This is a genomic window from Streptomyces sp. NPDC015032, assembly GCF_043080425.1.
In the GTDB taxonomy this organism is placed as follows: Bacteria; Actinomycetota; Actinomycetes; order Streptomycetales; family Streptomycetaceae; genus Streptomyces.
In genome coordinates this window covers 166,102-192,345 of the sequence record NZ_JBIBVN010000002.1, presented here as the reverse complement: position 1 = coordinate 192,345, position 26,244 = coordinate 166,102, and the positions used below count along the sequence as shown (strand labels likewise).

General features: G+C 71.2%; 24 protein-coding genes. 13 read left to right on the top strand and 11 right to left on the bottom strand.

Going from position 1 to position 26,244, the window contains the following annotated elements; genetic code table 11:
• Positions 1 to 33 precede the first annotated feature (33 nt).
• Entirely contained in the window at positions 34 to 381 is a 348-nt protein-coding gene (locus ACF08M_RS03775) for a hypothetical protein (protein ID WP_392183603.1), read from the bottom strand.
• A 249-nt stretch (positions 382 to 630) separates the two neighbouring features.
• Here ACF08M_RS03775 and ACF08M_RS03770 point away from each other — a divergent pair, with 249 nt between their 5' ends.
• The 3 genes from ACF08M_RS03770 (at position 631) to ACF08M_RS03760 (ending at position 6,163) form a co-directional block, all read left to right on the top strand.
• Positions 631 to 1,662: a slipin family protein gene (locus tag ACF08M_RS03770; protein ID WP_392183602.1), complete on the top strand. Its 1,032-nt coding sequence runs from the start codon at positions 631 to 633 to the stop codon at positions 1,660 to 1,662.
• A 215-nt stretch (positions 1,663 to 1,877) separates the two neighbouring features.
• The gene (locus ACF08M_RS03765; protein WP_392183601.1) at positions 1,878 to 4,844 is read left to right on the top strand and encodes an SNF2-related protein; all 2,967 of its coding nucleotides are present in this window, start codon (positions 1,878 to 1,880) and stop codon (positions 4,842 to 4,844) included.
• Positions 4,841 to 6,163, top strand: a complete 1,323-nt coding sequence (locus tag ACF08M_RS03760; RefSeq protein WP_392183600.1) for an SWIM zinc finger family protein — start codon at positions 4,841 to 4,843, stop codon at positions 6,161 to 6,163. The genes ACF08M_RS03765 and ACF08M_RS03760 overlap by 4 nt, the downstream gene beginning before the upstream one ends.
• A 22-nt stretch (positions 6,164 to 6,185) precedes the next feature.
• Here ACF08M_RS03760 and ACF08M_RS03755 read toward each other — a convergent pair whose 3' ends face one another.
• From ACF08M_RS03755 to ACF08M_RS03745, 3 genes are read right to left on the bottom strand one after another with little or no spacing between them, the layout of a single operon-like run.
• Positions 6,186 to 6,314, bottom strand: a complete 129-nt coding sequence (locus ACF08M_RS03755; protein ID WP_392183599.1) for a hypothetical protein — start codon at positions 6,312 to 6,314, stop codon at positions 6,186 to 6,188.
• Between the two features lie 14 nt (positions 6,315 to 6,328).
• On the bottom strand, positions 6,329 to 7,000 hold the full coding sequence (locus tag ACF08M_RS03750; protein ID WP_392183969.1) for a peptidase: 672 nt from the start codon (positions 6,998 to 7,000) through the stop codon (positions 6,329 to 6,331).
• 13 nt (positions 7,001 to 7,013) lie between these two features.
• The gene (locus ACF08M_RS03745) at positions 7,014 to 8,225 is read right to left on the bottom strand and encodes a pyridoxal phosphate-dependent aminotransferase (RefSeq protein WP_392183598.1); all 1,212 of its coding nucleotides are present in this window, start codon (positions 8,223 to 8,225) and stop codon (positions 7,014 to 7,016) included.
• An 86-nt stretch (positions 8,226 to 8,311) separates the two neighbouring features.
• Between ACF08M_RS03745 and ACF08M_RS03740 the strand changes: the two genes are divergently transcribed.
• The 4 genes from ACF08M_RS03740 (at position 8,312) to ACF08M_RS03725 (ending at position 11,167) form a co-directional block, all read left to right on the top strand.
• Complete coding sequence (locus ACF08M_RS03740; RefSeq protein ID WP_392183597.1) at positions 8,312 to 8,998, top strand: winged helix-turn-helix transcriptional regulator; 687 nt, start codon at positions 8,312 to 8,314, stop codon at positions 8,996 to 8,998.
• A 119-nt stretch (positions 8,999 to 9,117) separates the two neighbouring features.
• Complete coding sequence (locus tag ACF08M_RS03735) at positions 9,118 to 9,645, top strand: cupin domain-containing protein (RefSeq protein WP_392183596.1); 528 nt, start codon at positions 9,118 to 9,120, stop codon at positions 9,643 to 9,645.
• A 235-nt stretch (positions 9,646 to 9,880) separates the two neighbouring features.
• Positions 9,881 to 10,138: a hypothetical protein gene (locus ACF08M_RS03730; protein WP_392183595.1), complete on the top strand. Its 258-nt coding sequence runs from the start codon at positions 9,881 to 9,883 to the stop codon at positions 10,136 to 10,138.
• 381 nt (positions 10,139 to 10,519) lie between these two features.
• Positions 10,520 to 11,167: a uridine kinase gene (locus tag ACF08M_RS03725; protein ID WP_392183594.1), complete on the top strand. Its 648-nt coding sequence runs from the start codon at positions 10,520 to 10,522 to the stop codon at positions 11,165 to 11,167.
• 53 nt (positions 11,168 to 11,220) lie between these two features.
• On the opposite strand, the gene ACF08M_RS03720 is transcribed toward ACF08M_RS03725, so the two are convergent.
• A complete protein-coding gene (locus ACF08M_RS03720) occupies positions 11,221 to 12,168 on the bottom strand; it encodes a carbohydrate kinase family protein (protein ID WP_392183593.1) in 948 nt (315 codons plus the stop codon).
• Entirely contained in the window at positions 12,165 to 13,145 is a 981-nt protein-coding gene (locus ACF08M_RS03715; protein ID WP_392183592.1) for a pseudouridine-5'-phosphate glycosidase, read from the bottom strand. The genes ACF08M_RS03720 and ACF08M_RS03715 overlap by 4 nt, the downstream gene beginning before the upstream one ends.
• Positions 13,146 to 13,278: 133 nt before the next feature.
• On the opposite strand from ACF08M_RS03715, the gene ACF08M_RS03710 reads away from it, so the two are divergent.
• Positions 13,279 to 13,641 (top strand): cupin domain-containing protein, encoded by a 363-nt coding sequence (locus ACF08M_RS03710; protein WP_392183591.1) that lies wholly within the window; start codon positions 13,279 to 13,281, stop codon positions 13,639 to 13,641.
• A 22-nt stretch (positions 13,642 to 13,663) separates the two neighbouring features.
• On the opposite strand, the gene ACF08M_RS03705 is transcribed toward ACF08M_RS03710, so the two are convergent.
• From ACF08M_RS03705 to ACF08M_RS03695, 3 genes are all read right to left on the bottom strand, one after another.
• Positions 13,664 to 15,049, bottom strand: a complete 1,386-nt coding sequence (locus ACF08M_RS03705) for an MFS transporter (protein ID WP_392183590.1) — start codon at positions 15,047 to 15,049, stop codon at positions 13,664 to 13,666.
• A 162-nt stretch (positions 15,050 to 15,211) separates the two neighbouring features.
• Positions 15,212 to 15,754, bottom strand: coding sequence for a methylated-DNA--[protein]-cysteine S-methyltransferase (locus ACF08M_RS03700; RefSeq protein ID WP_392183589.1), 543 nt, complete (start codon positions 15,752 to 15,754; stop codon positions 15,212 to 15,214).
• Between the two features lie 59 nt (positions 15,755 to 15,813).
• On the bottom strand, positions 15,814 to 16,782 hold the full coding sequence (locus ACF08M_RS03695) for a glycerophosphodiester phosphodiesterase (RefSeq protein WP_392183588.1): 969 nt from the start codon (positions 16,780 to 16,782) through the stop codon (positions 15,814 to 15,816).
• 380 nt (positions 16,783 to 17,162) lie between these two features.
• On the opposite strand from ACF08M_RS03695, the gene ACF08M_RS03690 reads away from it, so the two are divergent.
• The 5 genes from ACF08M_RS03690 (at position 17,163) to ACF08M_RS03670 (ending at position 24,612) form a co-directional block, all read left to right on the top strand.
• Entirely contained in the window at positions 17,163 to 18,050 is an 888-nt protein-coding gene (locus tag ACF08M_RS03690; RefSeq protein WP_392183587.1) for an MHYT domain-containing protein, read from the top strand.
• 63 nt (positions 18,051 to 18,113) lie between these two features.
• Positions 18,114 to 20,249, top strand: a complete 2,136-nt coding sequence (gene uvrB, locus ACF08M_RS03685) for an excinuclease ABC subunit UvrB (RefSeq protein WP_392183586.1) — start codon at positions 18,114 to 18,116, stop codon at positions 20,247 to 20,249.
• A 131-nt stretch (positions 20,250 to 20,380) separates the two neighbouring features.
• Positions 20,381 to 20,959 (top strand): TerD family protein, encoded by a 579-nt coding sequence (locus tag ACF08M_RS03680; RefSeq protein WP_392183585.1) that lies wholly within the window; start codon positions 20,381 to 20,383, stop codon positions 20,957 to 20,959.
• A gap of 160 nt (positions 20,960 to 21,119) precedes the next feature.
• Positions 21,120 to 23,072, top strand: coding sequence for a TerD family protein (locus tag ACF08M_RS03675; protein WP_392183584.1), 1,953 nt, complete (start codon positions 21,120 to 21,122; stop codon positions 23,070 to 23,072).
• A 547-nt stretch (positions 23,073 to 23,619) separates the two neighbouring features.
• A complete protein-coding gene (locus ACF08M_RS03670) occupies positions 23,620 to 24,612 on the top strand; it encodes a TerC family protein (RefSeq protein ID WP_392183583.1) in 993 nt (330 codons plus the stop codon).
• Positions 24,613 to 24,750: 138 nt separating this feature from the next.
• On the opposite strand, the gene ACF08M_RS03665 is transcribed toward ACF08M_RS03670, so the two are convergent.
• Both ACF08M_RS03665 and ACF08M_RS03660 read right to left on the bottom strand, forming a co-directional pair.
• Entirely contained in the window at positions 24,751 to 25,407 is a 657-nt protein-coding gene (locus tag ACF08M_RS03665) for an MBL fold metallo-hydrolase (protein WP_392183582.1), read from the bottom strand.
• A 10-nt stretch (positions 25,408 to 25,417) separates the two neighbouring features.
• Positions 25,418 to 26,107, bottom strand: coding sequence for a maleylpyruvate isomerase family mycothiol-dependent enzyme (locus tag ACF08M_RS03660; RefSeq protein ID WP_392183581.1), 690 nt, complete (start codon positions 26,105 to 26,107; stop codon positions 25,418 to 25,420).
• Between the last annotated feature and the right edge of the window lie 137 nt (positions 26,108 to 26,244).

The following is a 26,244-nucleotide window of genomic DNA, read 5'->3' as shown; positions in this document are numbered from 1 at the left end:
CCGCCCGGACGGCCGTGGCCGGCCCGCGGCCGGTCAGTGGACGGTGCTGAAGCTGCGCCACGGGAGGGTGCCGGTCCCGGTGACGTCGCTGACGGTGGTCGCGACGTACGTCGTACCCGGCCCGGTGCAGTCACGGGTGCGGTACAGGATGATGTCGATCAGGGTGCCGTTGGTCACTTCCTTGGCACCCGCCGGAGCGAGCCGGTGGCAGCCTCTCACCGAAGGGCTGTTCATCATGATCACGATGTCCCGCTCGGTCGTGTAGGTGACCGGCCCGACCGCGGTCCGGCCGAGGCCGGAACAGCCTGCGACGGCGAGGGCCAGGAGCAGGGTGCCGGCCGCTGCGGCGAGACGGTGGCGTCGGTGATCGGTCACGGGCATGGGCGGGTCCTCGTCTGTCTCGTCCGGCTCAGCCGTCAGCACCGCACGCGCCACGGCACCGCGTACACCAGGGGGAACGTGCTGACGCTGGTCACCCTGCCCGCTCCCCGGCGCCTCGGCATCCGGTGCGCGGCCGGCCGGGGGACGGGCGCCCCGGAGGGAGGGCTCCGGCTCATGTTCATATGGGGTGATATTGGGCATACCGTGGTAACAGCGACTGTTTCTGTTTCCGGTTTTCAGGGGGCCGTCATGGTCCAGGAGTTCGTGATCGCGATAGTGGCAGGGGCCTCGGCGGGTGCGCTGTACCTGTCCGCGGCGGCCAAGGTCGTCAAGCAGTACGAGCGGGGCGTCGTGCTGAGGCTCGGCAGGCTCCGTGACGATGTGCGAGGGCCCGGATTCACCATGGTGATCCCCGGCATCGACCGGTTGCACAAGGTCAATATGCAGATCGTGACGATGCCGGTGCCCGCGCAGGACGGGATCACCCGGGACAACGTGACGGTGCGGGTCGACGCGGTGATCTATTTCAAGGTGGTCGACGCGGCGAGCGCGGTGATCCAGGTGGAGGACTACCGGTTCGCGGTGTCACAGATGGCGCAGACGTCACTGCGTTCGATCATCGGCAAGAGCGACCTGGACGATCTGCTGTCCAACCGGGAGAAGCTGAATCAGGGCCTTGAGCTGATGATCGACAGCCCGGCGGTGGGGTGGGGCGTGCAGATCGACCGGGTCGAGATCAAGGACGTTTCGCTGCCGGAGACGATGAAGCGCTCCATGGCCCGGCAGGCCGAGGCCGACCGTGAGCGGCGAGCCCGTGTCATCAACGCGGACGCCGAGTTCCAGGCGTCGAAGAAGCTCGCCGAGGCGGCGAAGGAGATGTCCGCCCAGCCGGCCGCGCTCCAGCTGCGCCTGCTGCAGACGGTGGTGGCGGTCGCGGCCGAGAAGAACTCCACGCTGGTGCTCCCGTTCCCGGTGGAGCTGCTCCGCTTCCTGGAGAGGGCGCAGTACCCCGCGCAACAGCCCGTACAACAGACGGCGCCGCAGCCACAGCGCCCCGCGCAGCCACAGCGCCCCGCACCGCCACAGCGCCCCGCCGGCCAGGCACAACCCGAGCGCGCCGTGCAGGCACGGCCCGAGCGGCCCGCGGAGGCGCAGCCGCGGCCACGGACACAGAAGCCGCAGCCGGAGCCGCGATCCGGGACGCCCGTTCCCACGCCCGCCGCGCTCGCGGCCACCGCACCCGCGCGGTCGCCCCGTTCGAAGCCACTCGCCAGGCACTGAGCCGGGCGAGTGGGACAGGAGCCGGGCACCGCACCGAGCCGGGAGCTGGGCCGGGCAGGGAACCGTCCGCCCGTTTCGCGGACCGGACGGGCCGGCAGCAGTGACCCCCGCCCGCTGGAACGCGCGCGACCGGCTGTCAGACCCCCCGCCTAGACTCGCAGGAGTCATAGGGATCAAGACGATCAAGAGGACCAGGGCGGGACGGGAGGGGACCGATGACCACGGCAGGACACCGGCCGGACGACTCCGCCGTCCGCCTCATGAGGTGTGCCGCTGTCTTCCTGCCGGCACCGTTGCCGAGGGACGGGCGCGTCGCCTTCTGGGATCCCGTCGGCGGCCCTCTCCCGGAGCCGTCCCGCCCGGTGGACCCCGAGGGTGCGGCGTCCGGTGCGACCGCCGCGGAGATCACCGTCGTCCGTCGGCACGGCCGGCAGGACGGCGTCCGCCGGCGTACGGTGCCCGCCGTCCTGCTGGCCGTGGACGATGCGCTGCCCCTGCTGGCCCGGGCCCGGCACCAGCAGTCCGCCCATCCCGCGACCCGCGCCTGGGGCGCCGCCGCGCTCCAGGCGCTCAACCTGGCGGCGCGCGGCAGACTGCTGCCCGGCCTGACGGGCGACGACCACGACGCCTGGCGGGCGGGTCCGCGCGACGCCGAGGACGTCGCGCACCTCCGCGCGATCGCCGCCGCCCTGCCGGCCGAGGGATACGCGGTCCCGCTCCCGGATCGCGCACCGCTCCAGGTCCCCGACCCGGAGTGGCTGCTCGGGGCGTTCCTCGACGCGGTGGCCGACACCCTGCCCCGTACGCCCGCCGCGGCATACGCGATGGGGGCACCTTTCGCGGGCCGTGCGGCCCAGCATCTGCCGGGAGCCCGTGCTTGGGCCGTCGAGGTCGCCTCCGGGCTCGACGCGGGCGTACGGATCTCGCTGCGCCTCGACCTGTCGGCGTACGAACTCTTCGACAGGGCGGATACCCGCTCCGGCCCCGACGACGACCGCCACAACAGCCACAGCGAGGGCGGCCGCCCCGACGACGCCTCCGGGGCGGCGGCGAGTGCCCGCCCCGGCGCCGCGCGGCACGCCGCCGCGGCCATCACGCAGGTGCACAGCCTCGCCGACCCGACCTACGTCACCGACGCCGCCGCGCTGTGGAACGGCGGGGCGGGGGAGCCGTTCGGCCCCCGGGCCAGGATCGACGCCGTGCTCGCCCTGCGCCGCGCCGCCCGTGTCTGGCCGCCGCTGGAGCGGCTGCTGGACCAGCCGGTGCCCGATGCGCTCGCCCTCGACGAGGACGAGCTGTACGAGCTGCTGGGCCACGCCGGGGCCCGGCTGGCGGCGGCCGGAGTGAGCGTCCACTGGCCCAGGGAGCTCGCCCGCTCCCTCACCGCCGCCGCCGTCGTGCGACCCGCGCCCGGCTCGGCCACCGACGGCACCTCGTTCTTCGACGCCGAGCAGCTCTTCTCCTTCAACTGGCAGTTGTCACTGGGCGACGAGCGGCTGACCGAGGCGGAGATGGACGTACTCGCGGAGGCCCACCGGCCGGTGGTGCGGCTGCGGGACCAGTGGGTCGTGGTCGACCCCGCGCTCGTACGCAGGGCTCGCAAGCGGGAGCTCGGTCTGCTCGATCCGGTCGACGCCCTCGCCGTGGCCCTGACCGGTACCGCCGAGGTCGACGGAGAGCAGGTCGAAGCGGTGCCCGTCGGCGCGCTGGCCGCGCTCCGCGCCCGCATCACCGCCGACGACACCACCATCGCCCCGCCGCCCGGTCTCGACGCCACGCTCCGCGACTACCAACTGCGCGGCCTCGCCTGGCTGGACCGGATGACCTCGCTCGGCCTCGGCGGCTGCCTCGCCGACGACATGGGCCTGGGCAAGACGATCACCCTCATCGCCCTCCATCTGCACCGCGCCCACCCCGCACCCACCCTGGTGATCTGCCCCGCCTCCCTCCTGGGCAACTGGCACCGGGAGATCAACCGCTTCGCCCCCGGTGTCCCCGTGCGCCGTTTCCACGGCACCGACCGCACACTCGCCGAACCCGACGGCGGCTTCGTCCTCACCACCTACGGCACGATGCGTTCGAGCGCGGCGCAACTGGCCGACCACGGCTGGGGACTGATCGTCGCCGACGAGGCCCAGCACGTGAAGAACCCGCACTCCTCCACGGCGAAGGCGCTGCGCACGATCCCGGCCCCGGCCAGGGTCGCCCTCACCGGCACCCCCGTGGAGAACAACCTCTCCGAGCTATGGGCCCTGCTCGACTGGACCACTCCCGGACTGCTCGGCCCTCTCAAGGCGTTCCGGGCCCGGCACGCCCGCATCGTCGAGAGCACCGGTACGGCTGCCGGGCTCGCCAACGACGAAGCGGTCGAACGGCTTTCGCGACTGGTGCGGCCCTTTCTGCTGCGCCGCAAGAAGTCGGACCCGGGCATCGCCCCCGAGCTGCCGCCCAAGACGGAGACCGACCACCCCGTCTTCCTCACCCGCGAACAGGCCACGCTCTACGAGGCGGCGGTCCGCGAGACGATGGCCTTCATCGAAGCCTCGGAGGGCATCGCCCGGCGCGGTCTGATCATGAAGCTGCTGGCCTCGCTCAAGCAGATCTGCAATCACCCCGCGCAGTATCTGAAGGAGGAACCGACCCGCCTCGCGGGCCGTTCGGGAAAGCTCGCCCTGCTCGACGAACTCCTCGACACGATCCTCGCCGAGGACGGCTCCGTCCTCATCTTCACCCAGTACGTGACGATGGCCCGGCTCCTCTCCGCCCACCTCGCCTCGCGCGCCATCCCCTCCCAACTCCTGCACGGAGGTACGCCGGTGGCCGAGCGCGAACGGATGGTGGACCGCTTCCAGTCCGGCGAGGTCCCGGTGTTCCTGCTCTCCCTCAAGGCGGCGGGCACCGGACTGAACCTCACCAGGGCCGCCCACGTCATCCACTACGACCGCTGGTGGAACCCGGCCGTCGAGGAACAGGCCACGGACCGGGCGTACCGCATCGGCCAGACGCAACCCGTGCAGGTGCACCGGCTGATCGCGGAGGGCACGGTCGAGGACCGGATCGGCGAGTTGCTGCGGGCCAAGCGGGTCCTGGCCGACACGGTCCTCGGCGCCGGTGAGACCGCGCTGACCGAGCTCAGCGACCGTGACCTGGCCGATCTCGTCTCCCTCCGGAGGCCGTCATGAGCCACCGCCCGCAGCCCCGGCCCCGTTCGTCCGCCCGCCCCGAGCCCCGGCCGGCCGCCCGGTCGCGCCCCGGCCCCGACGATCTGCGGCGCACCTTCGAGGCCGTGCCGCCCCGCACCTCCCAGGGCGACGAACCCTTCGCGGACAGTTGGTGGGGCCGCGCCTGGGTGGCCGCCCTGGAGTCCCTGTCGATGGACGAGGGACGGCTGTCCCGCGGCCGTACGTACGCCGACAGCGGCAAGGTCGCCGCGATCACCGTCACCCCCGGACGGGTCGTCGCCTACGTCCACGGCAGCCGCCCCCGCCCCTACCGCGCCGAGCTGCGTCTGCGGGCGCTCACCGACGCCGACTGGGACACCTTCCTGGACGCGGTGGCCGCCCGCCCCGGTCACCTCGCCGCACTGCTTGCCAAGGAGATGCCGCACTCGCTGGCCGACACGGCGGCCGAGGCCGGCATCGGACTGCTGCCCGCGGCGGGCGATCTCGATCCCGGCTGTTCCTGTCCCGACCACGGCTGGCCCTGCAAGCATGTGGCCGCCCTCTGCTACCAGATGGCCCGGCTGCTGGACGCCGACCCGTTCGTCCTGCTGCTGCTGCGTGGCCGGGGTGAGCGCGACCTTCTCGAAGAACTGGGCCGCCGCAACGCTGCGCACTCCGCCCGGGAACGCCCGGCCGCGCCCGCCTCCCCCTCCGTACCGGCCCGCGAAGCCCTGGCCGACCGCTACCTCCCGCCGCTCCCCGCGCCGCTCATGGTCCTGCCGCACCCCGGGCAGCCGCCCTCGTACCCGAGCCTGCCCGGGGCGCGCGACCCGCTCGCCCTCGACCACCTGGCCACGGACGCGGCGGCCCGTGCGCACACGCTCCTCACCACCGGCCTCGACCCGCTCGCCGGGCTCACCGCCTGGCAGGACGCGGTGCGGCTGGCCGCATCCCGGCCCACCGCCGGGCTCACCGCGACCACCCGTGCCCTCTACCGCGAGCTGGCCCACGCCACCGGCCGTACCCCCACCGACCTGGCCCGCGCCGTCGCGGCCTGGCGCCAGGGCGGCGCCGAAGGGCTGTCCGTCCTCGAAACGCCCTGGGACCCTCCGGCAGGCCCCTTCGACCGGGCCCGCCCCGCACTCGCAGCCGCCGGCTTCCCCCGCTTCCACCCCTGGCGCAACCACCTCACGCACCCCGGCGGCACACTCCAGCTCCGCTTCGGCCACGACGGCCGTTGGTACGGCTACGAATCCGAGCCCGGCGAGGACGACTGGTGGCCCCGGGCCACCCCGGGCTCCGACCCGGTGGGCGCGCTCATGGAACTCCGCGGCGGCTGAACCGGCCGGGCCGGCCCGGGCCTCAGCAACTCTGCAGATGGACGAAGGGGCCGATGCCGATCAGCAGCACGGCGACGACCGGCAGCACGATCAGCCGTGCTGTGCGGTCCCGTACCCGGCCGCGGCACGGATGAAGACGGCCCGCTCCCATTTCCAGGGATCCCGTCACCCGCTCGCGGGCAGCGACACCCCGCGCCCCGCGAAGAAGCGCTCGAAGTCGGGCAGCGGAAGATCCGCCGCCCGCGTCCCGGCCGTGATCCCGGACGGGTTGTGGAAGTGGACGCCGACGCCGTCGGCCGTACGGGACGTCAGCAGCACCAGATGCCCGCCGCGCCCCGGAGCGGGCCGCCGAGGATGCCGGATGCCGTAGTGCACCGAGGCCATGACCGTCCGCCCGCCGTCCAGCAGATCGAGGATCTCCGACGGCGACAGGTGGCGGTGGACCGTGGCATCGAGGCCGTGCACCTCCCGTACGTACTCCGCGAAGGGTGCGTAGACCAGGCCCCGGATCGCCCCCTGCGCGTCCTCCGTGTACGCGCCGTACTTGAGCGCCCCGTCGCGCAGCGCGAACAGGGACGGTGCGCCGGCAACCCCGGCACCCCCAGTGACTTCGGCCGAGAGGGTGCCCGGACCCTCCCCGGCGCCGAGCGCCATGCGCAGGCAGGTCATACCGCACAGATGACCGGACCAGCGCGCGTACTCGGCCGGTGATGCCGCGCCCGACTCCGCCCACGCCGGGTCGGTGACCGGATCGAGTCCGCCCTCGACGATCGGGCCGACGAGTTCGGGCGAGGCGAACTGGGTGAGGACGGGAAAGCGGCAGGCGGGGCAGGTCAGCACGGGCATCCGATCACTGGCGGTATCCGGTCAGGAAGCGGCCGATGCGGCTGATCGCCGCGTCGAGATCGTCAGCGTACGGGAGCGTCAGGATCCGGAAGTGGTCGGGACGCGGCCAGTTGAAGCCTGTGCCCTGTACGACCTGGATCTTCTCCCGCAACAACAGATCCAGGACGAACTTCTCGTCGTCGACGATCGGGTGCACCTTCGGGTCGATGCGCGGGAACGCGTACAGCGCGCCCTTCGGCTTCACGCACGACACCCCGGGGATCTCGTTCAGCTTCTCCCAGGCCCGGTTGCGCTGTTCGTACAGTCTGCCCCCGGGCGCGACCAGATCCCGGATCGACTGCCGGCCGCCGAGCGCCGCCTGGATGGCGTACTGCGCGGGCGCGTTGGGGCACAGACGCATCGAAGCGAGTGTGGTCAGCCCCTCCAGATAGCTGCGGGCGTGCTGCTGCGGGCCGGAGACCACCATCCAGCCGGAACGGAAGCCCGCCACGCGGTACGTCTTCGACAGGCCGCTGAAAGTGAGGCAGACCAGGTCGGGAGCGAGGGACGCCACGCTGTGGTGCTCGGCGTCGTCGTACAGGATCTGGTCGTAGATCTCGTCGGCGAACACCATCAGGCCGTGCCTGCGCGCCAGGTCGAGGATGCCTTCGAGGACCTCGCGCGGGTAGACGGCGCCGGTCGGGTTGTTCGGGTTGATGATCACGACGGCCCTGGTGCGGTCGGTGATCTTCGAGGCCATGTCCGCGAGGTCCGGGTTCCAGTCCGAGGCCTCGTCGCAGGTGTAGTGCACGGCCCTGCCGCCCGCAAGGGTCACCACCGCAGTCCACAGCGGATAGTCGGGGGACGGGACGAGCACCTCGTCGCCGTCCTCCAGCAGCGCCTGGACGGCCATGGAGATCAGCTCGGAGACGCCGTTGCCGAGGAAGATGTCGTCGACCCCGACGTCCGTCAGCCCCATCGCCTGGTAGCGCTGCGCCACTGCCCGGCGGGCGGACAGGATGCCGCGCGAATCGGTGTAGCCGTGGGCCTGCGGAAGCATCCGGATCATGTCCTGGACAACCTCCTCCGGCGCCTCGAAACCGAAGAGTGCCGGGTTGCCGGTGTTGAGGCGGAGCACGCTGTGGCCCGCCTCCTCCAGGGCGTTGGCGTGCTCGATGACCGGGCCCCGGATCTCGTAACAGACCTCGTCGAGCTTGCTGGACTGCCGGAATTCCATGCGGTGGCCTCCCCGACCTGATTGCGATACTTGGTTTTACCAAGCTCGGGCTTGGAAAGTCCAACAACATGTCTAGACTGCGTCGCATGCCACGTCAGCAACAGTCCGCAACCCGCCCGGCCCGCCGCCGGAGTTACGACCAGTTCTGCGCCACCGCGCGCTCCCTCGATTCCGTGGGCGACCGGTGGACCCTGCTGATCGTCCGTGAACTGCTGGCGGGCCCCCGCCGCTACACCGACCTCCACGCCGACCTGCCGGGTGTCAGTACGGACGTCCTCGCCTCCCGGCTCAAGGACATGGAGCAGAGCGGCCTGGCCACTCGCCGTCGGCTTCCGCCGCCCGCCGCCGCCTCGGTGTACGAACTGACGGAGCGCGGCCACGGACTGCTGCCCGTACTCACCGCTCTCGCCGAGTGGGGCGCGCCCGCACTCGCCGAGCGGCGTCCCACCGATGCGGTGCGGGCGCACTGGTTCGCGCTTCCACTGCTGCGCGCGCTCGACGGGATGACCCATGCCGGAGTCGTCGAAGTCCACCTGGACGAGGGGGAGTTCCATGTGCGCGCCGGTGGTGCGGATGACACAGGGGGGCCGACGGCCGGTGCTGCGGTGTACGGGGACGGTCCCGCGGCCCGTCCCGACGCCCGTATCGCCCTCGATGTCGAGGTCTGCCTGGCGCTCGGACGGGGTGGGGTGACGCTTGCCGAGGCCGTGAAGGACGGGCGGATCGAGGTGTCGGGCGACGGACCGCTTGCCGCCGAACTCCGCGGCGAGTGAGCGTACTTCGCGACCTGCGCCGCCGGATCGGGAGGGTTCCGGGGGCAGGCCCGCGGGTAGCGTGGGGATATTTGGGATGTCGAGGACGCTACCCGTGGGCCGAGGTGGAGGAGTTGCACATGAGGGTGGGAAGCCGGGAGCAGCGGGCGGGGCAGGGGCAGCGGGTACGGCAGTGGCCGGGGGTGAGCCGGGGACGACTCGCCAGGACCCTGGTTGTCGGCGGCTGCGTGGCGGCCCTCGGTTTCGTGCCGTCGGCGGCTGTCGCCACACCCGGCAGTGGTGTCAGTGGCACAGTGGTCGCGGAGGGCACATCGGCGGGGAAGCTGAAGGTGAAGACTCCGAACGGCCGCACCGACGTGACCTTCCGGACCATCACCGTCGAGCCCGGCGGTTCCACCGGCTGGCACACCCATGACGGCCAGCTGATCGCGGTCGTCAAGTCCGGGACGCTGACCCGCACTCTGGACGACTGCTCGGTGGAGGTGACGTCCGCGGGCTCGTCCTTCATCGAGCCGTCCGGGACCCGGCACCGCCACATCGGGCGCAATCTGGGGACCGAGCCCGTCGTGCTCTGGGTGACCTATCTGCTGCCCGCGGGCAGCGCGCTCTCGGACGACGCCGACGCGGCGGACTGCGACGGGAAGTAGCGCGGCCGGTGCCTGACGCCCGCCGCCCGCCCGGCCGTCAGCCGGCGAGCGTCTCCCCGGATGCGCCGAAACCGGAGATTGTCCGCGGTTCCGATCGGCGGCTCGTTCGGGAGTTTTGTGATGTGTACGGCCGTGCGAGTGGTCAACGGCTGGATGACGTTACGCGTCGATCTTGCGGATCGTTCCCCACGGTGCCTGCCCAATCTGAGGGCAGAACAGCGAAGGAGAACACATAATGAATGTCAAGAAGATCGCAGTGGTGGCCGCGGCGACCTGCGGAATCCTCTTCGCCGGCGTCGGCGGGGCCAGCGCCGACACCCGTGGCGACGGGGACAACATCCACGTGCTCAGCAACTTCAAGCACCTCGACTGGGACAACTCGCCCTTCTGCGGAATCCAGATCAAGACCGAGGAATCCTCGCAGGAGACGTCATGCCCGGTAGCGCACATGGAGAACAGCCCCGGGGGCAAGATCATCCTCTTCAACGACTAAGAACTCGCGCGGACAGGCACGATGGAGGACCCCAGTAGCAGAACAGACACGGGGTCTGGTGATCACGGAGTTGCGACGCCCTGTCATCACCATGCGCAGCCTCATCCGTCGTGCCTGGATCAAAATGCGGGTCGCGGTGAAACACCCTCGGGCGGATTTCCGTCCGAGGGTGTTCCGTGAGCAGATCCAGTGCAAGCGCTCGGGCCCCTGGACTCCTTCCGTACGGACCCCGAGTTGTGGAACTCCGGGAGCCGGGCCTGCGCCCGTTCGCCGGGCGAGTGGTGCGGCTGACCGGGAGCAACCTGGCGGGGAGTGGTGCGCAGACACCCCGCCGGCGGGAGGGGCGGAACCGGTGCACGGGGCCGGGGTGATGATGGTCGGGTGCGATTCGAAGCGATCACCTGGGAGCGGCTGGCCGAAGCCTTCGCCGCGCACGCCGACGGTCTTGAGGCGGCCGATGCCGGCCCCTGGCTGAAGGTCGCCGTCGACGGGCCTCCGGCGGCCCGTCCCGGGGAGTTGGCCGGGCGGGTCGCACAGGCGCTGCGGGTCCGCGGGCGTGCGGTGCTGGTCGTGTCCACCGAGGGGTTCCTGCGGCCGGCGAGTCTTCGGTACGAGTTTGGCAAGGAGGACCCCGACTCGTACTACGACAGCTGGTTCGACACGGGCGCGCTGTGGCGCGAGGTGTTCGGGCCACTGGAGGCGGGCGGGAGCGGGCGGGTGCTGCCGGATCTCTGGGATCCGATGACGGACCGGGCCACCCGCAGTCCGTACCGGCCGCTGCCCGAGGGCGGTGTGCTGGTGGTGCACGGCCCGTTGTTGCTGGGGCACTGGTTCCCGTTCGATCTGAGTGTCCACCTGCGGTTGTCGCCGGGCGCGCTGCGGCGGCGCACGGAGGAGAGCGAGCGCTGGACCCTGCCCGCTTTCGCGCGATACGAGGACGAGGTGGCGCCCGGCGGCCGTGCGGACGCGGTCGTACGGGCCGATGATCCGCTGCACCCCGCCTGGACCGGGTGGCGGCAGGGCGGTTAGGGACCTTTCGGCAGGCCCTGGCGGGCCGGGGCTGCTCCGGCGGTCCGGGGGTGTCATGGTCCGGGGCGGCCTCCCACGGTCGCGACCGCCTCCGCCCCCGCCCGGCAGCCCGCCTCGACGGCCGCGGCGTCGTCCGCCCCCGACAGGCGCGCCGCGAGGAAGCCGCCGGTGAACGCGTCGCCCGCGCCCGTCGTGTCCACGGCCCCCCGCACCCGCACGGCAGGGATGTGCCGGGTCACCGCGCCCGCGACGGCCAGCAGGGCTCCGCCCCCGCCGAGCGTGACGACCACGCGGGGCACCTGAAGGCTCAACTTCGCTGCGGCGTCGGCAGGTTCGGGGAGTCCGGTGAGCAGCCGGGCCTCGTCCGCGTTGGGCAGCAGCAGATCCGCGCCCGCCACGGCAGTCAGGAACCGGTCGGCACCCAGACCGGCGAGGAAGCCGGCCGACGCCGGGTCGACGCTCACCGTGATCCGCCGCCGCCGGGCCTCCCGCAGGGCGAGCAGAGCCGTCGCCCGGCTCGTCGCGGCGAAGAGGAGGTAGCCGGAGAGGTGGAGATGGGCGATGCCGTCGAGCATCGACGCCGACCAGTCGCCGGGGGAGAGGTGGAGCACGGCACCGCTGTCGGTGAGGAAGGTGCGCTCGGCGGCGGAATCGACGAGGGCGACGACGGTGGCGGTCGGCGCGTCGTCGTCCACGGCCAGCAGGCAGCGGACCCCTGCCCGCTGGAGTGCGTCCCGGTGCCAGGCCGCGCTGTCGGAGCCGACGCGGGCCAGCAGCCGTACGTCGCGGCAGCCCGAACGTGCCGCCCAGCAGGCGACGTTGGCGCCCGCGCCGCCGGGGAGGGTGCGGATACGGGCCGAGGTGTCCGTACCGTGGACCAGCGCCGTCGCGTGCCGGGCCACCACGTCGGTGACCACGTCGCCGACGACGAGAAGGCCGCCGCCGGTCGCGGAGGCGCCGGCCACCGGCCCGCTGCCGGTCGCGGCCCCGTCGTCGGTCATCGACCGGCCGCCGGGTTCCGGCGCGGTGCCGCGTCCTGCGCGGCTGTCCAGGCGGTGGAGATCCGCGCGGCGAGCGATACGTTTCCGCGTACGGCCGCCAGATTGGCCTCCAGTGAAGCGCCCCCGGTCCCCCGCATCAGCCGGTCGAGCAGGAACGGTGTGACGGCCTGGCCCGCGATGCCGCGCTCCCGGCACGCGGCGAGGGCCTCGGTCAGCACGCGGTCGTGGAGCGCGGGGTCCAGCTGGTCCTCCACGGACACGGGGTTGGCGACGATCAGCGCGGAGCCGGGACCGCCGAGCGCGTCCTGTGCCCGCATCACCTCCGCTACCTCCTCGGGCGTCCGCACCGTCCAGTCGACCGGTTCGCCGGAACTGTTCAGATAGAAACCGGGGAAGCGGCCGGTTCCGTAACCGAGCACCCCGACACCGAGGGTTTCCAGACGCTGCAGCGTGGCGGGGACGTCCAGGATCGACTTCACCCCCGCGCACACCACGGTGACGCCGGTCCGCGCGAGGAGCCGGAGGTCCGCGGACTCGTCCTGGGTCTTCGTCCACTCCCGGTGTACGCCGCCGAGGCCACCGGTCGCGAAGACGCGCAGGCCCGCCCGGGCGGCCAGGAACGCCGTCGCGGACACGGTCGTCGCCCCGCTCGCACCCGTGGCCAGGGCCGGTGCGAGGTCCCGGTGGCCCAGCTTCCGCATCTCCGGGTCGGCGGCGACCCGCTCCAACTGGTCCTTGTCCAGGCCGATGTGGGCCCGTCCGTCGAGTACGGCGATCGTTGCGGGCACCGCGCCCGCGCTCCGTACGAGCCCTTCGAGTTCCTCGGCGACCCGCAGGTTGCGGGGGCGCGGCAGACCGTGGGCGATGATCGTCGACTCCAGGGCCACGACGGGGTGCTGCGTGGCGAGGGCCGCCCTCACCTCGGTGGAGAGGACGAGGGTGTAGGACCGTGCGCTGCGTGACGCATTCGATGACATGTCCACATCCCTGTCGCGGGCCCGCCGACCTCAAACGTGCGGCCGGGACGCCGGCCGGATCACCCGTCCCTTCCACGGGTACTCCCGGTCCTGGTGTCGAGTCGCCCCGGAGCGGTCGCTAGGGTGACCGGTCATGACCACATTTGATCAAGCTCCCGCCACTTTCGCCGTGCACATCCCGGATGCCGAACTCGAACCGGAACCGCTCGACCCGGCACAGATCGTCTCGGGCGAGCCCGTGGTGACCGGCAAGGTGCTGTGGGAATCGCCGGACGGCAAGCAGGTGCGCGGGATCTGGCAGATCACGCCCGGCGTGGTCACCGACACGGAGGCCAACGAGCTGTTCGTGGTCGTCAGCGGACGTGCGACCGTGGTGGTCGAGGGCGGGGCGACGCTGGAGATCGGGCCGGGGGACGCCTGCGTACTGCGCGAGGGCGACCGTACGACGTGGACCGTGCACGAGACGCTGCGCAAGGCGTACCACATCAGCCTCTGACGCCTTATGGGCCTCTGGCGTCTCAGGCGTCTCTGACGTCGGAGGCGGGTGCGGCGGATGCGCCGGGTGATGCGGGCGAGGGCACCGTTTCGGAGGCTGCCGTCCCGGCCCGTGCCGCGGGGCGGGCGAGCGCCCGGCGCAGCGCCAGCGCCGCCATGGGCAGCAGCAGACATGCTCCGACCACGTTCAGCCAGCCGTAGCTCGCCCGGGCGACGATCACCCCGGCGATCACGCCGCCGATGCCCGCCGCCGTGTTCATGGTCAGGTCCGACAGGCCCTGCACGGCGGCGCGGGCGGCCTGCGGCACCGAGTCGGTGAGCAGCGCCGAGCCCGCGACCAGCCCCGCCGACCAGCCCAGCCCGAGCAGGAAGAGACCGGCCGCAGTCTGCCCGTGGCCGGCGCCCGCCGTACCGGCCAGGAGCGCGGCGCAGGAGAGCAGCCCGACCGCCAGGCCGATCACGGTGAGCCGGCCGAACCGGTCGGACAGCCAGCCCATCACCGGCGAGAACGCGTACATGCCCGCGATGTGGCCACTGATGACCAGGCCGATCAGCTGGAGTCCGGCGCCGTGATGGCCCAGATCGACCGGGGTCATCACCATGATCGAGACCATCGCGGTGTGCGAGACGGTCACCGTCACCAGCGCCAGCCGTGCCATCGGAGATGCCCGGACCGCCGCGACACCGGCACGCAGCGAACGGCCTGCCGGCGACCCGGCGCCCCGCGGCGCCAGCGCCCGTGCGGTGAGCAGCGGGTCCGGCCGCAGCAGCACCCAGACCACCAGGGCGGCCAGCAGAAAGATCCCGGCCGCGAAGAAGAACGGGCCCGCCTTCTCGGATATCGCGGTGCCGCGGAAGACACGTCCCACCGGAGCCGCGATGTTCGGTCCCAGAACCGAGCCGATCGTGGTGGCCCAGATGACGGTGGAGATCGCCCGGCCGCGCCGGTCGGGTTCGACCAGATCCGCGGCGGCGAACCGGGCCTGCAGATTGGCCGAGGAACCGGCACCGAACGCGGCCATGCCGAGCAGCAGCAGCGGGAAGCTCTCCACGACGGTGGCCAGCACCACGAGCCCCGCGCCGAGCGCACCGATCAGATACGCGAGTACGAGACCGGGGCGTCGGCCCCGCGAGGTCATCAGCGCGGCGAGCGGCAGCGAGAGCAGCGCCGTACCCGTCACCGACGCGGTCGGAGCCAGGCCGGACAGCGACTCGGAGCCGCTCACCTCCATGGCCAGGACGGGGGCCAGGGTGATGCCGATGGGCACGCCGAGGCCGCCGAGTATCTGGCTGGCGATGAGCACTGCGGACGTCCTGCGCCGCAGTCCGGGCAGTTCGGCCGCGGTGACCGGGCAGGCGGTGCGGCCGGGCCCGGTGGAGGTGTCAGGTGCGTCGGGGGTGTTGGTCACTGACGCAGTGTGCCAGTGAGTACACATGTACGAAACAGGGACCGTCCGAGCACGGCGACGTACACCGGCAGGGGCGGAGAAGAGCACGGCCGTGGCCAGGGCGCGGGGCCGATGATGCCCCGGGTATCCGAAGCGAGGAGGGCCTGCCCCTGCCGCACCGGATCAGAACAGCGGCTGGGGCAGCACACCCTCCAGAGCCAGCAGCTTCCGCTTGGTCTCGAGACCACCGCCGAACCCGCCGAGCCCGCCGCCGCTCTCCACCACCCGATGGCACGGCACCACCACCGGCAGCGGATTGGACCCCATGGCCGCCCCGACCGCCTGCGCGGCCCCGGGCTGCCCCACACGCTCGGCCAGGTCCCCGTACCCGGCGACCGCCCCGAAGGGCACCCCCGTCGCCAGCTCGCGCAGCACCTGGCGGTTGAAGCCGGACGTCAGCGACCAGTCCAGGTCCAGCGAGAACTCCCGCAACGATCCCGCGAAATACGCCGCGAGCTGGCGTATCGGCTCGGCGAGCCGTGCGGAGCCGGGATTCTCCACCGGCTCCGCACCCAGTCGCGCCCGCAATTGCCCGACCGCCTTCCGGCGGACCTCGGGACGGGCATGGAAGACCACGCTCACCAGCCCCGTGTCGGTCGCGGCCAGCAGCAGCGGACCGATGTCGCTCTCGACGACGGCCCACTCGACAACCCCGTTGCTGTTCATGGAAACCACCGTACGACCGGCCACTGACAACCGGCCGCGGCAGCGGGGCCGCCGAGCTGTCAGCCGGTGGCCTCGCGCACCACATCGGGGTTGTTGGTGATGATCCCGTCGACGCCGAAGCCCGCCACCTTCGCCGCGGTCGCCGCGTCGTTGACCGTCCAGGTGTTGACCCGGAGCTTCTTGCCGTGCGCGCCCTTCAGCGCGTGCACCGCCTTCACGTAGTCGGCGGAGACCGATGTGTACGAGGGGTTGATCTGGTCGGTGAACGCCGCGTACGAGGGGAGATCGGCCACCGCGGGGGTGCCGAGGAAGCCGGTCGTGACGTCCGGACGCTGCTGGTGCACCTTTTTCACGCTGTCCGCGCCGAAGCTCTGGACGACGAGCCTGTGCTTGACGTGACTGCGGTCGAGCCACCCCTTCTGGCGCAGCACCCGCAGGGTCTCCTTCTCGATGCCCGGGTAGATCTCCGGGCTCTTGATCTCCAGCAGCAGATTCTGGTGGTTGCGCTCGATCCGGTCCAGGTACTGCTCGAGGGTGGGCACCCGGGTGCCGGTGAACTGCGGACCGAACCAGCTGCCCGCGTCCAGACTGGCGATCTCGGCGGCCGTGAAGTCCTTGACCGCCCACGGCGCACGGTCCGGGAAGACCTCCTCGACGTCGGTGGTCCGCTTCAGATCGGTGTCGTGCACGACCACCAGGACGCCGTCCTTGGTGAGCTGGACGTCGTTCTCCACCCAGTCGAAGCCGAGGGCGTCGGCCTTGTCGACCGCGGCCAGGGTGTTCTCCGGCGCGTACGCGGAAGCACCCCGGTGGGCGAGGACGACCGGGGCATGTGCCTTCGCGGCCGGGGTCCGGGCGCTCACGGTCTGGATGTTCGTGACCGAGCCCGCGCTCGTGACCGTGACCGTGCCCCTGCCCGTGTGCCCGGCCGTGGTCGTGGTCTGGGCAGTGGTGGTCGACATCAGCAGCGCGCCGGCGCCCATGAGAGCGGCGGCGGCGACGGCAGCGGTTGCGGTACGTGCGTACACGTGTACTCCTCGGTTCAGAGTTACGGACGGGCCGAGAGTGGCAGCTGTGCCCCAACAGTGGACAGGCGAAGGTTGGCCACAACGTGAACGCCGCTGCTGAGACCGGGGCACGGACCGATTTCCGTGCCGATAAAATGCGGCTCATCTGTTTGTCTGCCGGGCCTCGCGCCTTAGAGCCTGTCGGGTGACCTCTGATCGGGCGGCCACGCCCTGGCACGCACGCTTCCCGCGTTGCCGACATGCCCAAGTAGCTCCGCTACGAGGACATCCCGGCGCCTTGGAATCGCACGCACCAGACCGCGTCCGCTACCCGATCGAAGCTCACCCGACAGGCTCTTGGGGTCACCCACAACCCGGGCTTCCGCGAAGGGCGTACGAGCATGCAGGGCACGATCGACGGTTTCAGCTATGGAGCGGTGACGCCCGTAGCGGCCTTCCTCATGGCCTGCCTCGGCGCGGCTCTCGGGCTGCGCTGCACGACTCGTTCACTGCGCACCGAGCGTTCCTTCAAGGCAGGGTGGCTGGCCCTCGGCGCGACCTCCATCGGCTCCGGCATCTGGACGATGCACTTCATCGCGATGCTGGGCTTCTCGGTCGAAGGGGTGGCCATCGACTACGACAAGCCCATCACCTTCGCCAGCCTCGCGGTCGCGATCGGCATGGTAGCGATCGGCATCTTCATCGTCGGGTACCGGGGAGCCACCCGGATGGCCCTGGTGACCGGCGGCATGATCACCGGGCTGGGCGTGGCCACCATGCACTACCTGGGTATGGCCGGAATGCGTCTTGAGGGGCGGTTCGAGTACGACACGATCACCGTGGCCCTCTCCGTCGTCATAGCCGTGGTGGCCGCCACGATCGCGCTCTGGGCGGCCGTCTCCATCCACGGTTTCCTGTCCAGCATCGGTGCCAGTGCCGTGATGGGCGTCGCGGTGAGCGGCATGCACTACATGGGAATGGCCGCGCTCAGCGTCCATCTGCACCCCGGCGCCGTCGCCGGCGCCGGTTCGGCCGACGGGCCGGCCGCCCCCCTCGTCCCGCTGCTGATCGGCCCCGGCTGCTTCCTGCTCCTGGCCGCCGTGGTCGTGATGTTCGACCCCCTGATGGTGATGGGCACCCCGGACTGGGACGACCCCGAGGCCCCGAACGGGGCCGGCCGTCCCCCCGGAATCCCGGCCCCCCGGCAGGTCCCGCGGTTCGGAACACATGCCGACCCGGCGTCGTTCCACTCCCGGCCGCGCGATCCCGCGCCACCGGGAGAATGGTGACCCCTGCCCCGGCACCGCGGCCGATCCGGCCCGGCTGTCAGTGGTGGGTCGTACCGTAGGTGCATGCGGCCCGTTTCGAAGATCGAACGTTCGGTGGCGCCTTTCGAGGTCGTCAGTCCCTACCAGCCCAGCGGCGACCAGCCCGCGGCCATCGCCGAGCTGGAGCGGCGCATCCGTGCCGGTGAGAAGGATGTCGTCCTGCTCGGCGCGACCGGCACCGGCAAGTCGGCGACCACCGCCTGGATGATCGAGAAGCTGCAGCGCCCCACCCTCGTGATGGCGCCGAACAAAACGCTGGCGGCCCAGCTGGCGAACGAGTTCCGCGAGCTGCTGCCCAACAACGCCGTCGAGTACTTCGTCTCGTACTACGACTACTACCAGCCCGAGGCCTACGTCCCGCAGTCGGACACCTACATCGAAAAGGACTCCTCGATCAACGAGGAGGTCGAGCGGCTGCGCCACTCCGCGACCAACGCGCTGCTCACCCGGCGCGATGTGGTCGTGGTCGCCTCCGTCTCCTGCATCTACGGCCTCGGTACGCCCCAGGAGTACGTGGACCGGATGGTCCAGCTCAAGGTCGGTGACGAGATCGACCGCGACCAGCTGCTGCGCCGTTTCGTCGAGATCCAGTACAGCCGCAACGACCTCGCCTTCACCCGCGGCACCTTCCGGGTCCGCGGCGACACCATCGAGATCTTCCCCGTCTACGAGGAGCTCGCCGTCCGCATCGAGATGTTCGGTGACGAGATCGAGGCGCTCTCCACCCTCCACCCGCTCACCGGCGAGGTCATCAGCGAGGACCAGTCCCTCCACGTCTTCCCCGCCAGCCACTACGTCGCGGGCCCCGAGCGCATGGAGAAGGCGGTCGGCGGCATCGAGCAGGAGCTGGAGCAGCGCCTGGCCGAGCTGGAGAAGCAGGGCAAGATGCTGGAAGCCCAGCGGCTGCGGATGCGCACCACGTACGACATCGAGATGCTCCGGCAGATCGGCACCTGCTCCGGTGTCGAGAACTACTCGATGCATTTCGACGGCCGCTCACCCGGCACGGCCCCCAACACCCTCCTCGACTACTTCCCCGAGGACTTCCTCCTCGTCCTCGACGAGTCGCACGTCACCGTGCCGCAGATCGGCGCCATGTACGAAGGTGACGCCTCCCGCAAGCGGACCCTTGTCGACCACGGCTTCCGGCTCCCGTCCGCGCTCGACAACCGCCCGCTGAAGTGGGAGGAGTTCCTGAGCCGGATCGACCAGACCGTCTATCTCTCCGCCACGCCCGGAAAGTACGAGCTGTCCAGGGGCGACGGCTTCGTGGAACAGATCATCCGCCCCACCGGCCTCGTCGACCCGGAGGTCGTCGTCAAGCCCACCGAGGGCCAGATCGACGACCTGGTGCACGAGATCCGCACGCGTGCCGAGAAGGACGAGCGGGTCCTGGTCACCACCCTCACCAAGAAGATGGCCGAGGATCTCACCGACTACTTCCTGGAGCTCGGCATCCAGGTCCGCTATCTGCACAGCGACGTCGACACCCTGCGCCGCATCGAGCTGTTGCGCGAGCTGCGCTCCGGCGAGTACGACGTACTGGTCGGCATCAACCTCCTGCGCGAGGGTCTCGACCTGCCCGAGGTGTCGCTCGTCGCCATCCTCGACGCGGACAAGCAGGGCTTCCTGCGCTCGGGTACGTCCTTGATCCAGACGATCGGGCGCGCCGCCCGTAACGTCTCGGGGCAGGTCCATATGTACGCGGACAAGATCACCCCGGCGATGGCGCAGGCCATCGACGAGACCAACCGGCGCCGTGAGAAGCAGATCGCCTACAACACCGAGCGCGGCCTCGACCCGCAGCCGCTGCGCAAGAAGATCAACGATATCGTCGCCACGATCGCCCGCGAGGAGGTCGACACCGAGCAACTGCTCGGCAGCAGCTACCGCCAGGCGAAAGGCACCAAGGCCCCCGTTCCCGCACTGGGCATCAAGACGGCCGGAGCGAAGACGACCGGTGGCAAGGCGGCTGGAGGCAAGGGCGCGGTGGTCACCGACCGGCCCGCCACCGAACTCGCCGGAATCATCGAGGAGATGACCGACCGCATGCGGGCGGCCGCCGCGGACCTGCAGTTCGAGGTGGCGGCCCGGCTGCGCGACGAGGTCGGTGAGCTGAAGAAGGAGCTGCGCCAGATGCGTGAGGCGGGCCTCGCCTGACCCCGTGGCATCGGGTGTGTTGCAGGACCGACACAAATTCACTCCAGGTGGCCGCATTGTCAGTGCGACTGCGTAGGGTGCTGGAAAACCGCGCACGGACGGTTGCGGGGAAAGCGGAGAGGGGACAGCGCGTGACGGTCAATATGACCAAGGGCCAGGCCATCAGCTTGCAGAAGAGCGACGGGGGGACCCTGACCGCGGTAAGGATGGGGCTCGGCTGGCAGGCAGCGCCGCGCCGCGGTCTGTTCGGTTCGCGTACGCGGGAGATCGACCTCGACGCGTCGGCGGTGCTGTTCGCCGACAAGCAGCCGGTCGACGTGGTCTTCTTCCGTCACCTTGTCAGTGACGACGGCTCGGTCACCCACACCGGGGACAACCTGGTCGGTGGCGCCGGTTCGGGCGGCGACGACGAGGCGATCCTCGTGGATCTGCAGCGGGTTCCGGTCCACATCGACCAGATCGTCTTCACGGTGAACTCCTTCACCGGCCAGACGTTCCAGGAGGTGCAGAACGCCTTCTGCCGCATCGTCGACGAGACCAACGGCCAGGAGCTGGCCCGCTACACGCTGGACGGCGGCGGGCAGTACACCGCCCAGATCATGGCGAAGGTGCACCGCGCGGGGAACGGATGGCAGATGACCGCCCTCGGGAATCCGGCCAACGGCCGCACCTTCCAGGACCTGATGCCGTCGATCCTGCCGCACCTGTAGGTACGGCCGGACCGGCCGTCAGGCATCGGCACGCGCAGCTCCCGGCGGCATCGGCCGCCGGGAGCTGCACCACATGGCGCCCGACCGGGGCGCCGGACCACAAGCGCCGCACCGTTCAGCACCGCACGACGCAGCGGCAACTCATCGAGGGGACAGGGCAATGACGGCCGAGCTGGTCCGGGGGCAGAACCACACCTTGCCCCAGACCCGTCTGGAGATCCGGGTATCGGCCGGCACGCCCGTCGTGGCCGGTGCCACGCTCGGCGACGAGAACGGCACGGTGCACGGCACCGAGTGGATCGCCCACCCGGGATCGCCGCAGCTGCCCGGGCTCGAAGTGTCCCGGCAGGCCGCCGCCGAGCACCGCCTCGCCCTGGACCTCGAAGCGCTGCCCGCCCCGGTGCACCGGGTCACGGTGCTGCTGGCGCTGCCCACGGGCGTCGGCGGCCCTGTCCGGTTCGGCGCGGTCGCCGCACCGTTCGTCGCCGTCACCGGACTCGAAGGCACCGAGATCGCCACCTTCACCCTCACCGGCCTGGACAGCGAGTCCGCGGTCGCCGCCCTGGAGCTCTACCGCCGCCAGGGCGCCTGGAAGGTCCGCGCCGTCGGCCAGGGCTACGCGGGCGGCCTCGCCGCCATGCTCGCCGACCAGGGACTGCCCCGGGCGGCCGAGCTGGCCCACACGATCCAGGACACGGTCACCCGCGCGATGGCCCGGTCGGTCGCACCGCCGCCACCGCGCACCCCCGAGACGGGCCGGGTCGGGCTCGGCACGGGCCCCGTACCGCCCTCGGACGGAGGCGGGCCTCAAGCCGCACCGCCGACGGCCGCCCAGCCGTCGGAGCCCCTCACCGAGCCCACCACCCCGCCGCCCGCGGCCCCGACGGGCGGCCCCATCAACTACGCGCACCCGCGCCGCCAGACCACTGCGCCCCCGCCGCCCCCTCCCACCGCGCCGCCCGCCGAGCCGGGCCGCCCCGCCGGGCCCGTCGCCGGGGACGCGACCGGCTGGTCCATGGAGGAACGCCTCTACAACCAGATCTGGGGCATGTTCGAGGACCTGGCCCGCACCACCGCCGCGTACCGCAGCGCCGTCGACTTCGCCGAGTCCCGCATGGACCAGGAGCTCGACCGGACCCTGTCCGACCCGCGCAACCGGATCGGCGGCGCCGGTGACCGGGCCCGCGAACAGGCCCGGGCCAAGCGCGACGAGCTGACCGCCCGGGCCCGCGAGGCCCTCGATCGCGACCTCGCCCAGCTCGCCGCCGAGTCCGCCGTCGTCGAACCCGCACTGCCCGTCGCGTTCGCGGCGTGGGACAACCCCGTCTGGCACGCCTACCGCGTGCCGATGGAGATCCCCATGGCGCTGCGCATCGGCGACCTCCACCTGCCCGAGAGCCCGGACCTGCGGATCCCACTGCTGGTCAGACTCCCTCTGGAGCGCGGGATCTGGGTCGACAGCGGCCGCACGGCCTCCGAGGGCGCGGCCCTGATGGACTCCGCCCAGCTGCGCCGCCTGGCCATGGAGAACGCGGTCGCGCACGCGGCCCGGCTGCTGGCCGTGTACCCGGCCGACGAGTTCTCCGTCCATGTCATCGACCCCGCGGGCTCGGCGGCCGGAGCGCTCGCGCCCCTGGTCGAATCCGGGGTCCTCGCCGGTCCGCCCGCCGCCGGAGCCGGGGGAGTGGCGTCGGTCCTCGCCCGGCTCACCCGGCGCGTCGACCTGGTGCAGATGGCGATCCGGGCCGGCGCCGCCGATTCGCTCCCGCCGGACCTGGACACCGGTGAACAGCTGCTGATCGTCAATGACTTCCCGCACGGCTTCGACGACCGGGCCGTCACCCAGCTGCGGTACCTCGCCGACGAGGGGCCCTCGGTCGGTGTCCATCTGCTGATGGTCGCGGACCGTGAGGACGCCAGTGCGTACGCACCGGTGCTCGACCCGCTGTGGCGCTCGCTCCTGAGGACGACCCCCGTCGCCGACAACCACCTGGCCGACCCCTGGGTGGGCCACGCCTGGACGTACGAGCCGCTGAAGACGCCGCCCGGCAGCCGGGTCCTCGACCAGGTGCTCGCCCGGGTGGCCGCTGCCCGCCGCCCCCGGCGCCCCTGAGAGCCTGTCGGGGACCTCTGATCGGGCGGCCGCGCCCTGGCACGCACGCTTCCCGCGTTGCCGAAATGCCCAAGTAGCTCCTTCCCCAAGCTCTCAGCTTCGTTCGAGCAGGGGAGACCCCATCCCAAGCTCTCAGCTTCGTTCGAGCAGGGGAGACCCCATCCCAAGCTCTCAGCTTCGTTCGAGCAGGGGAGACCCCATCCGAGGACATCCCGGCGCCTTGGAATCGTACGCACCAGACCGCGTCCGCTACCCGATCGAAGGTCACCCGACAGGCTCTGAGCGGCGGAGCAGTCAACAGCTGCACCGATCCTCCTCCGGCCAGCCCTTTTGAAAGATCTTTACCCTCCTCTTTACCTTTCCTTGGTATTCCCTGTACTGTTCTTTGAGCGGAGGGGAGTACTCCCACACGCGGCGTGCCCGTCAGTACGGACTGTGACCGGTCCCGGGGCGCCGGCCCGTGGCGCGCAGCCCGTGCGCCCGGGTGGAGGAGACCTCCGGCAGCGACGACGCTGATCAGTAGCCGTAGCGAACTGCCGGAGGCGCAGTGGACGTTTCATGGACCCTCTGGGTGCTGACCATCATTGGTCTGTCAGCCCTCATCGCCGTCGACTTCTTCATCGGGCGCAAACCCCATGACGTGACGACCAAGGAAGCCGGAATCTGGACGATCGTCTGGATCGCGCTGGCGGCACTCTTCGGACTCGGCCTGCTGGTCTTCGGCGAGAGCCAGGCATCGGGCGAGTTCTTCGCCGGATTCATCACCGAGAAGTCGCTCAGCGTCGACAACCTCTTCGTCTTCGTCCTGATCATGGCGAAGTTCTCGGTCCCCTCACACCTCCAGCAACGGGTGCTGCTCGTCGGCGTCCTGATCGCGCTGGTACTGCGAGCGGTCTTCATCGCCGCGGGTGCCGCGGTCATCGCCAACTTCTCGTGGGTCTTCTACATCTTCGGCGCGTTCCTGATCTACACCGCCTGGAAGCTCATCCAGGAGGCGCGGGCCGATGAGGAAGAGGAGGCGTTCGAGGAGAACCGCCTCCTCAAGACGATCGAGCGCCGCTTCGGGGTCGCCGACCGGTACCACGGCACCAAGCTCTTCATCCGTGACAACGGCAAGCGCGTCCTGACGCCGCTGATGGTCGTCATGCTCGCCATCGGCACCACCGACGTGCTGTTCGCCCTGGACTCCATCCCCGCGATCTTCGGCCTGACCCAGGACCCGTACATCGTCTTCACCGCCAACGCCTTCGCCCTGATGGGGCTGCGGCAGCTGTACTTCCTGATCGGCGGTCTGCTGAAGAAGCTGGTCCACCTCAGCTACGGTCTCTCGGTCATCCTCGGCTTCATCGGCGTGAAGCTGGTGCTGCACGCGCTGCACGAGTCCGGGGTGCATGTCCCGGAGATCTCCATCCCGGTCTCGCTCGGCGTCATCTGCGGCGTGCTGGTGATCACCACGATCACCAGTCTCGTGGCCAACAGGAAGCAGGAGCGGGCCGAGGCGGACGAGTCCGCGGACAAGGGTTCCGGCGTCGGCGCCTGATCGCGCCCCGACCCCGGCGGACGGCCCGGTGGCCGTCCGGACGACGGGCGGGAACCGGCACCGGCCGGGACGGCGGCTCTCCGTTGCCGCCCCGGCCGGTGCCCGTACGGGCGGAGACCGGGGGCCTCGCGGCCGCCGTCACCAGCCGCGGGCGCGCCACTGCGGCAGCTGCGGACGCTCGTCGCCGAGCGTGGTGTCGTGACCGTGGCCCGGGTAGACCCAGGTCTCGTCGGGCAGCTGGTCGAAGAGCTTGGTCTCCACGTCGTGGAGCAGGTTCGCGAAGGCCTCGGGGTCCTGGTGGGTGTTGCCGATCCCGCCGGGGAAGAGGCAGTCCCCGGTGAAGAGATGCGGGGCGCCGTGCGGGTCGTCGTAGATCAGGGCGATGGAGCCCGGGGTGTGACCGACGAGGTGTCGGGCGGTCAGGCCGACCCGGCCCACCCGGATCGTGTCGTTGTCGCCGACCAGGACGTCGGTCGGGACCGGGATGCCCCCCGCGTCGTACCGCCCGGCGTACGTACGCGCGCCGGTGGCCGCCACCACCTCGCCGAGCGCCTGCCAGTGGTCGCCGTGCCGGTGGGTGGTGACGACGGAGGCGATGCCGTCGTCACCGATCAGCCGCAGCAGGGTCCCGGCCTCGTTGGCCGCGTCGATCAGGAGCTGCTCGCCGGTGGCCCGGCAGCGCAGCAGATAGGCGTTGTTGTCCATCGGGCCGACGGCGACCTTGGAGATCATCAGATCCGTCAACTCGTGTACGTCCGCACGTCCGCCGACCTTGACCGTTCCGCTGTACGTCATACGACTCAGCCTATAGCGGGGGCAGTACGGGAAGGGGGCCGCCTTCGACGGCCAGCGCCGAGCCGTCGCGGCGCCCGCAGAACCAGCCCAGCAGCTCGGGGGCCGTCCCGCGGACCGTGACGGGGCCGCCCGTCGCCCCGCCGCCCGTCGTCCAGGTCCGGCCCCGGTCGTCGCTCACGGCCGTGGACACGACATCGGGGTGCCCGCCGAACCGTTCGGCGAGGAACTCGATCTCCCGGGTGACGAACTCCTCGGGAAGATCCTCCAGCTCGTAGCCGATGCCCAGGTCGACATGGTGCAGTTCGACCTCGATGCGGCGGCGGAAGGGAACCCGGGAGGCCGAGTCCGTCACGCCGTTGCGCATCGTGACCGTGCGGGACCAGTCGGCCGGGGCCGAGGCGGCCTCCATGAAGCGGGCCGCGCTCCCGGTCAGGTCGGCCAGCTGCTCGGCCATCGGCCGGGGCGCGTCGCGCTCGATGTCGCGGTCGCGGGTTTCGCTGTCTGCGTACATGGGCCGGCTCTGGAGAACATTTACGAGCGCGTCGGCGTTACGGGAGAGGTGCGCAAGGACATGGCCCCGGCTCCAGCCCGGCAATCGCGATGGCCGGGCGAGTGCGGCGTCGTCCACATTTCCGGTGGCGCTGAGCAGTCGATCGGTCGCTTCACGTACGGCTTCCAGGTCGTGCGCATGATCAATCATGACGCCGAGCCTAGCCCCGCCACTCAATCGGGTGAAGGAGCCGATGGCGGTCCATAAATCGAATGCGCGTGCTATACGCTCGGAGTCGAAAGCTTCGTACATCGCTGTGGCGCCCCCCATACCCTGGGACGGGGGCT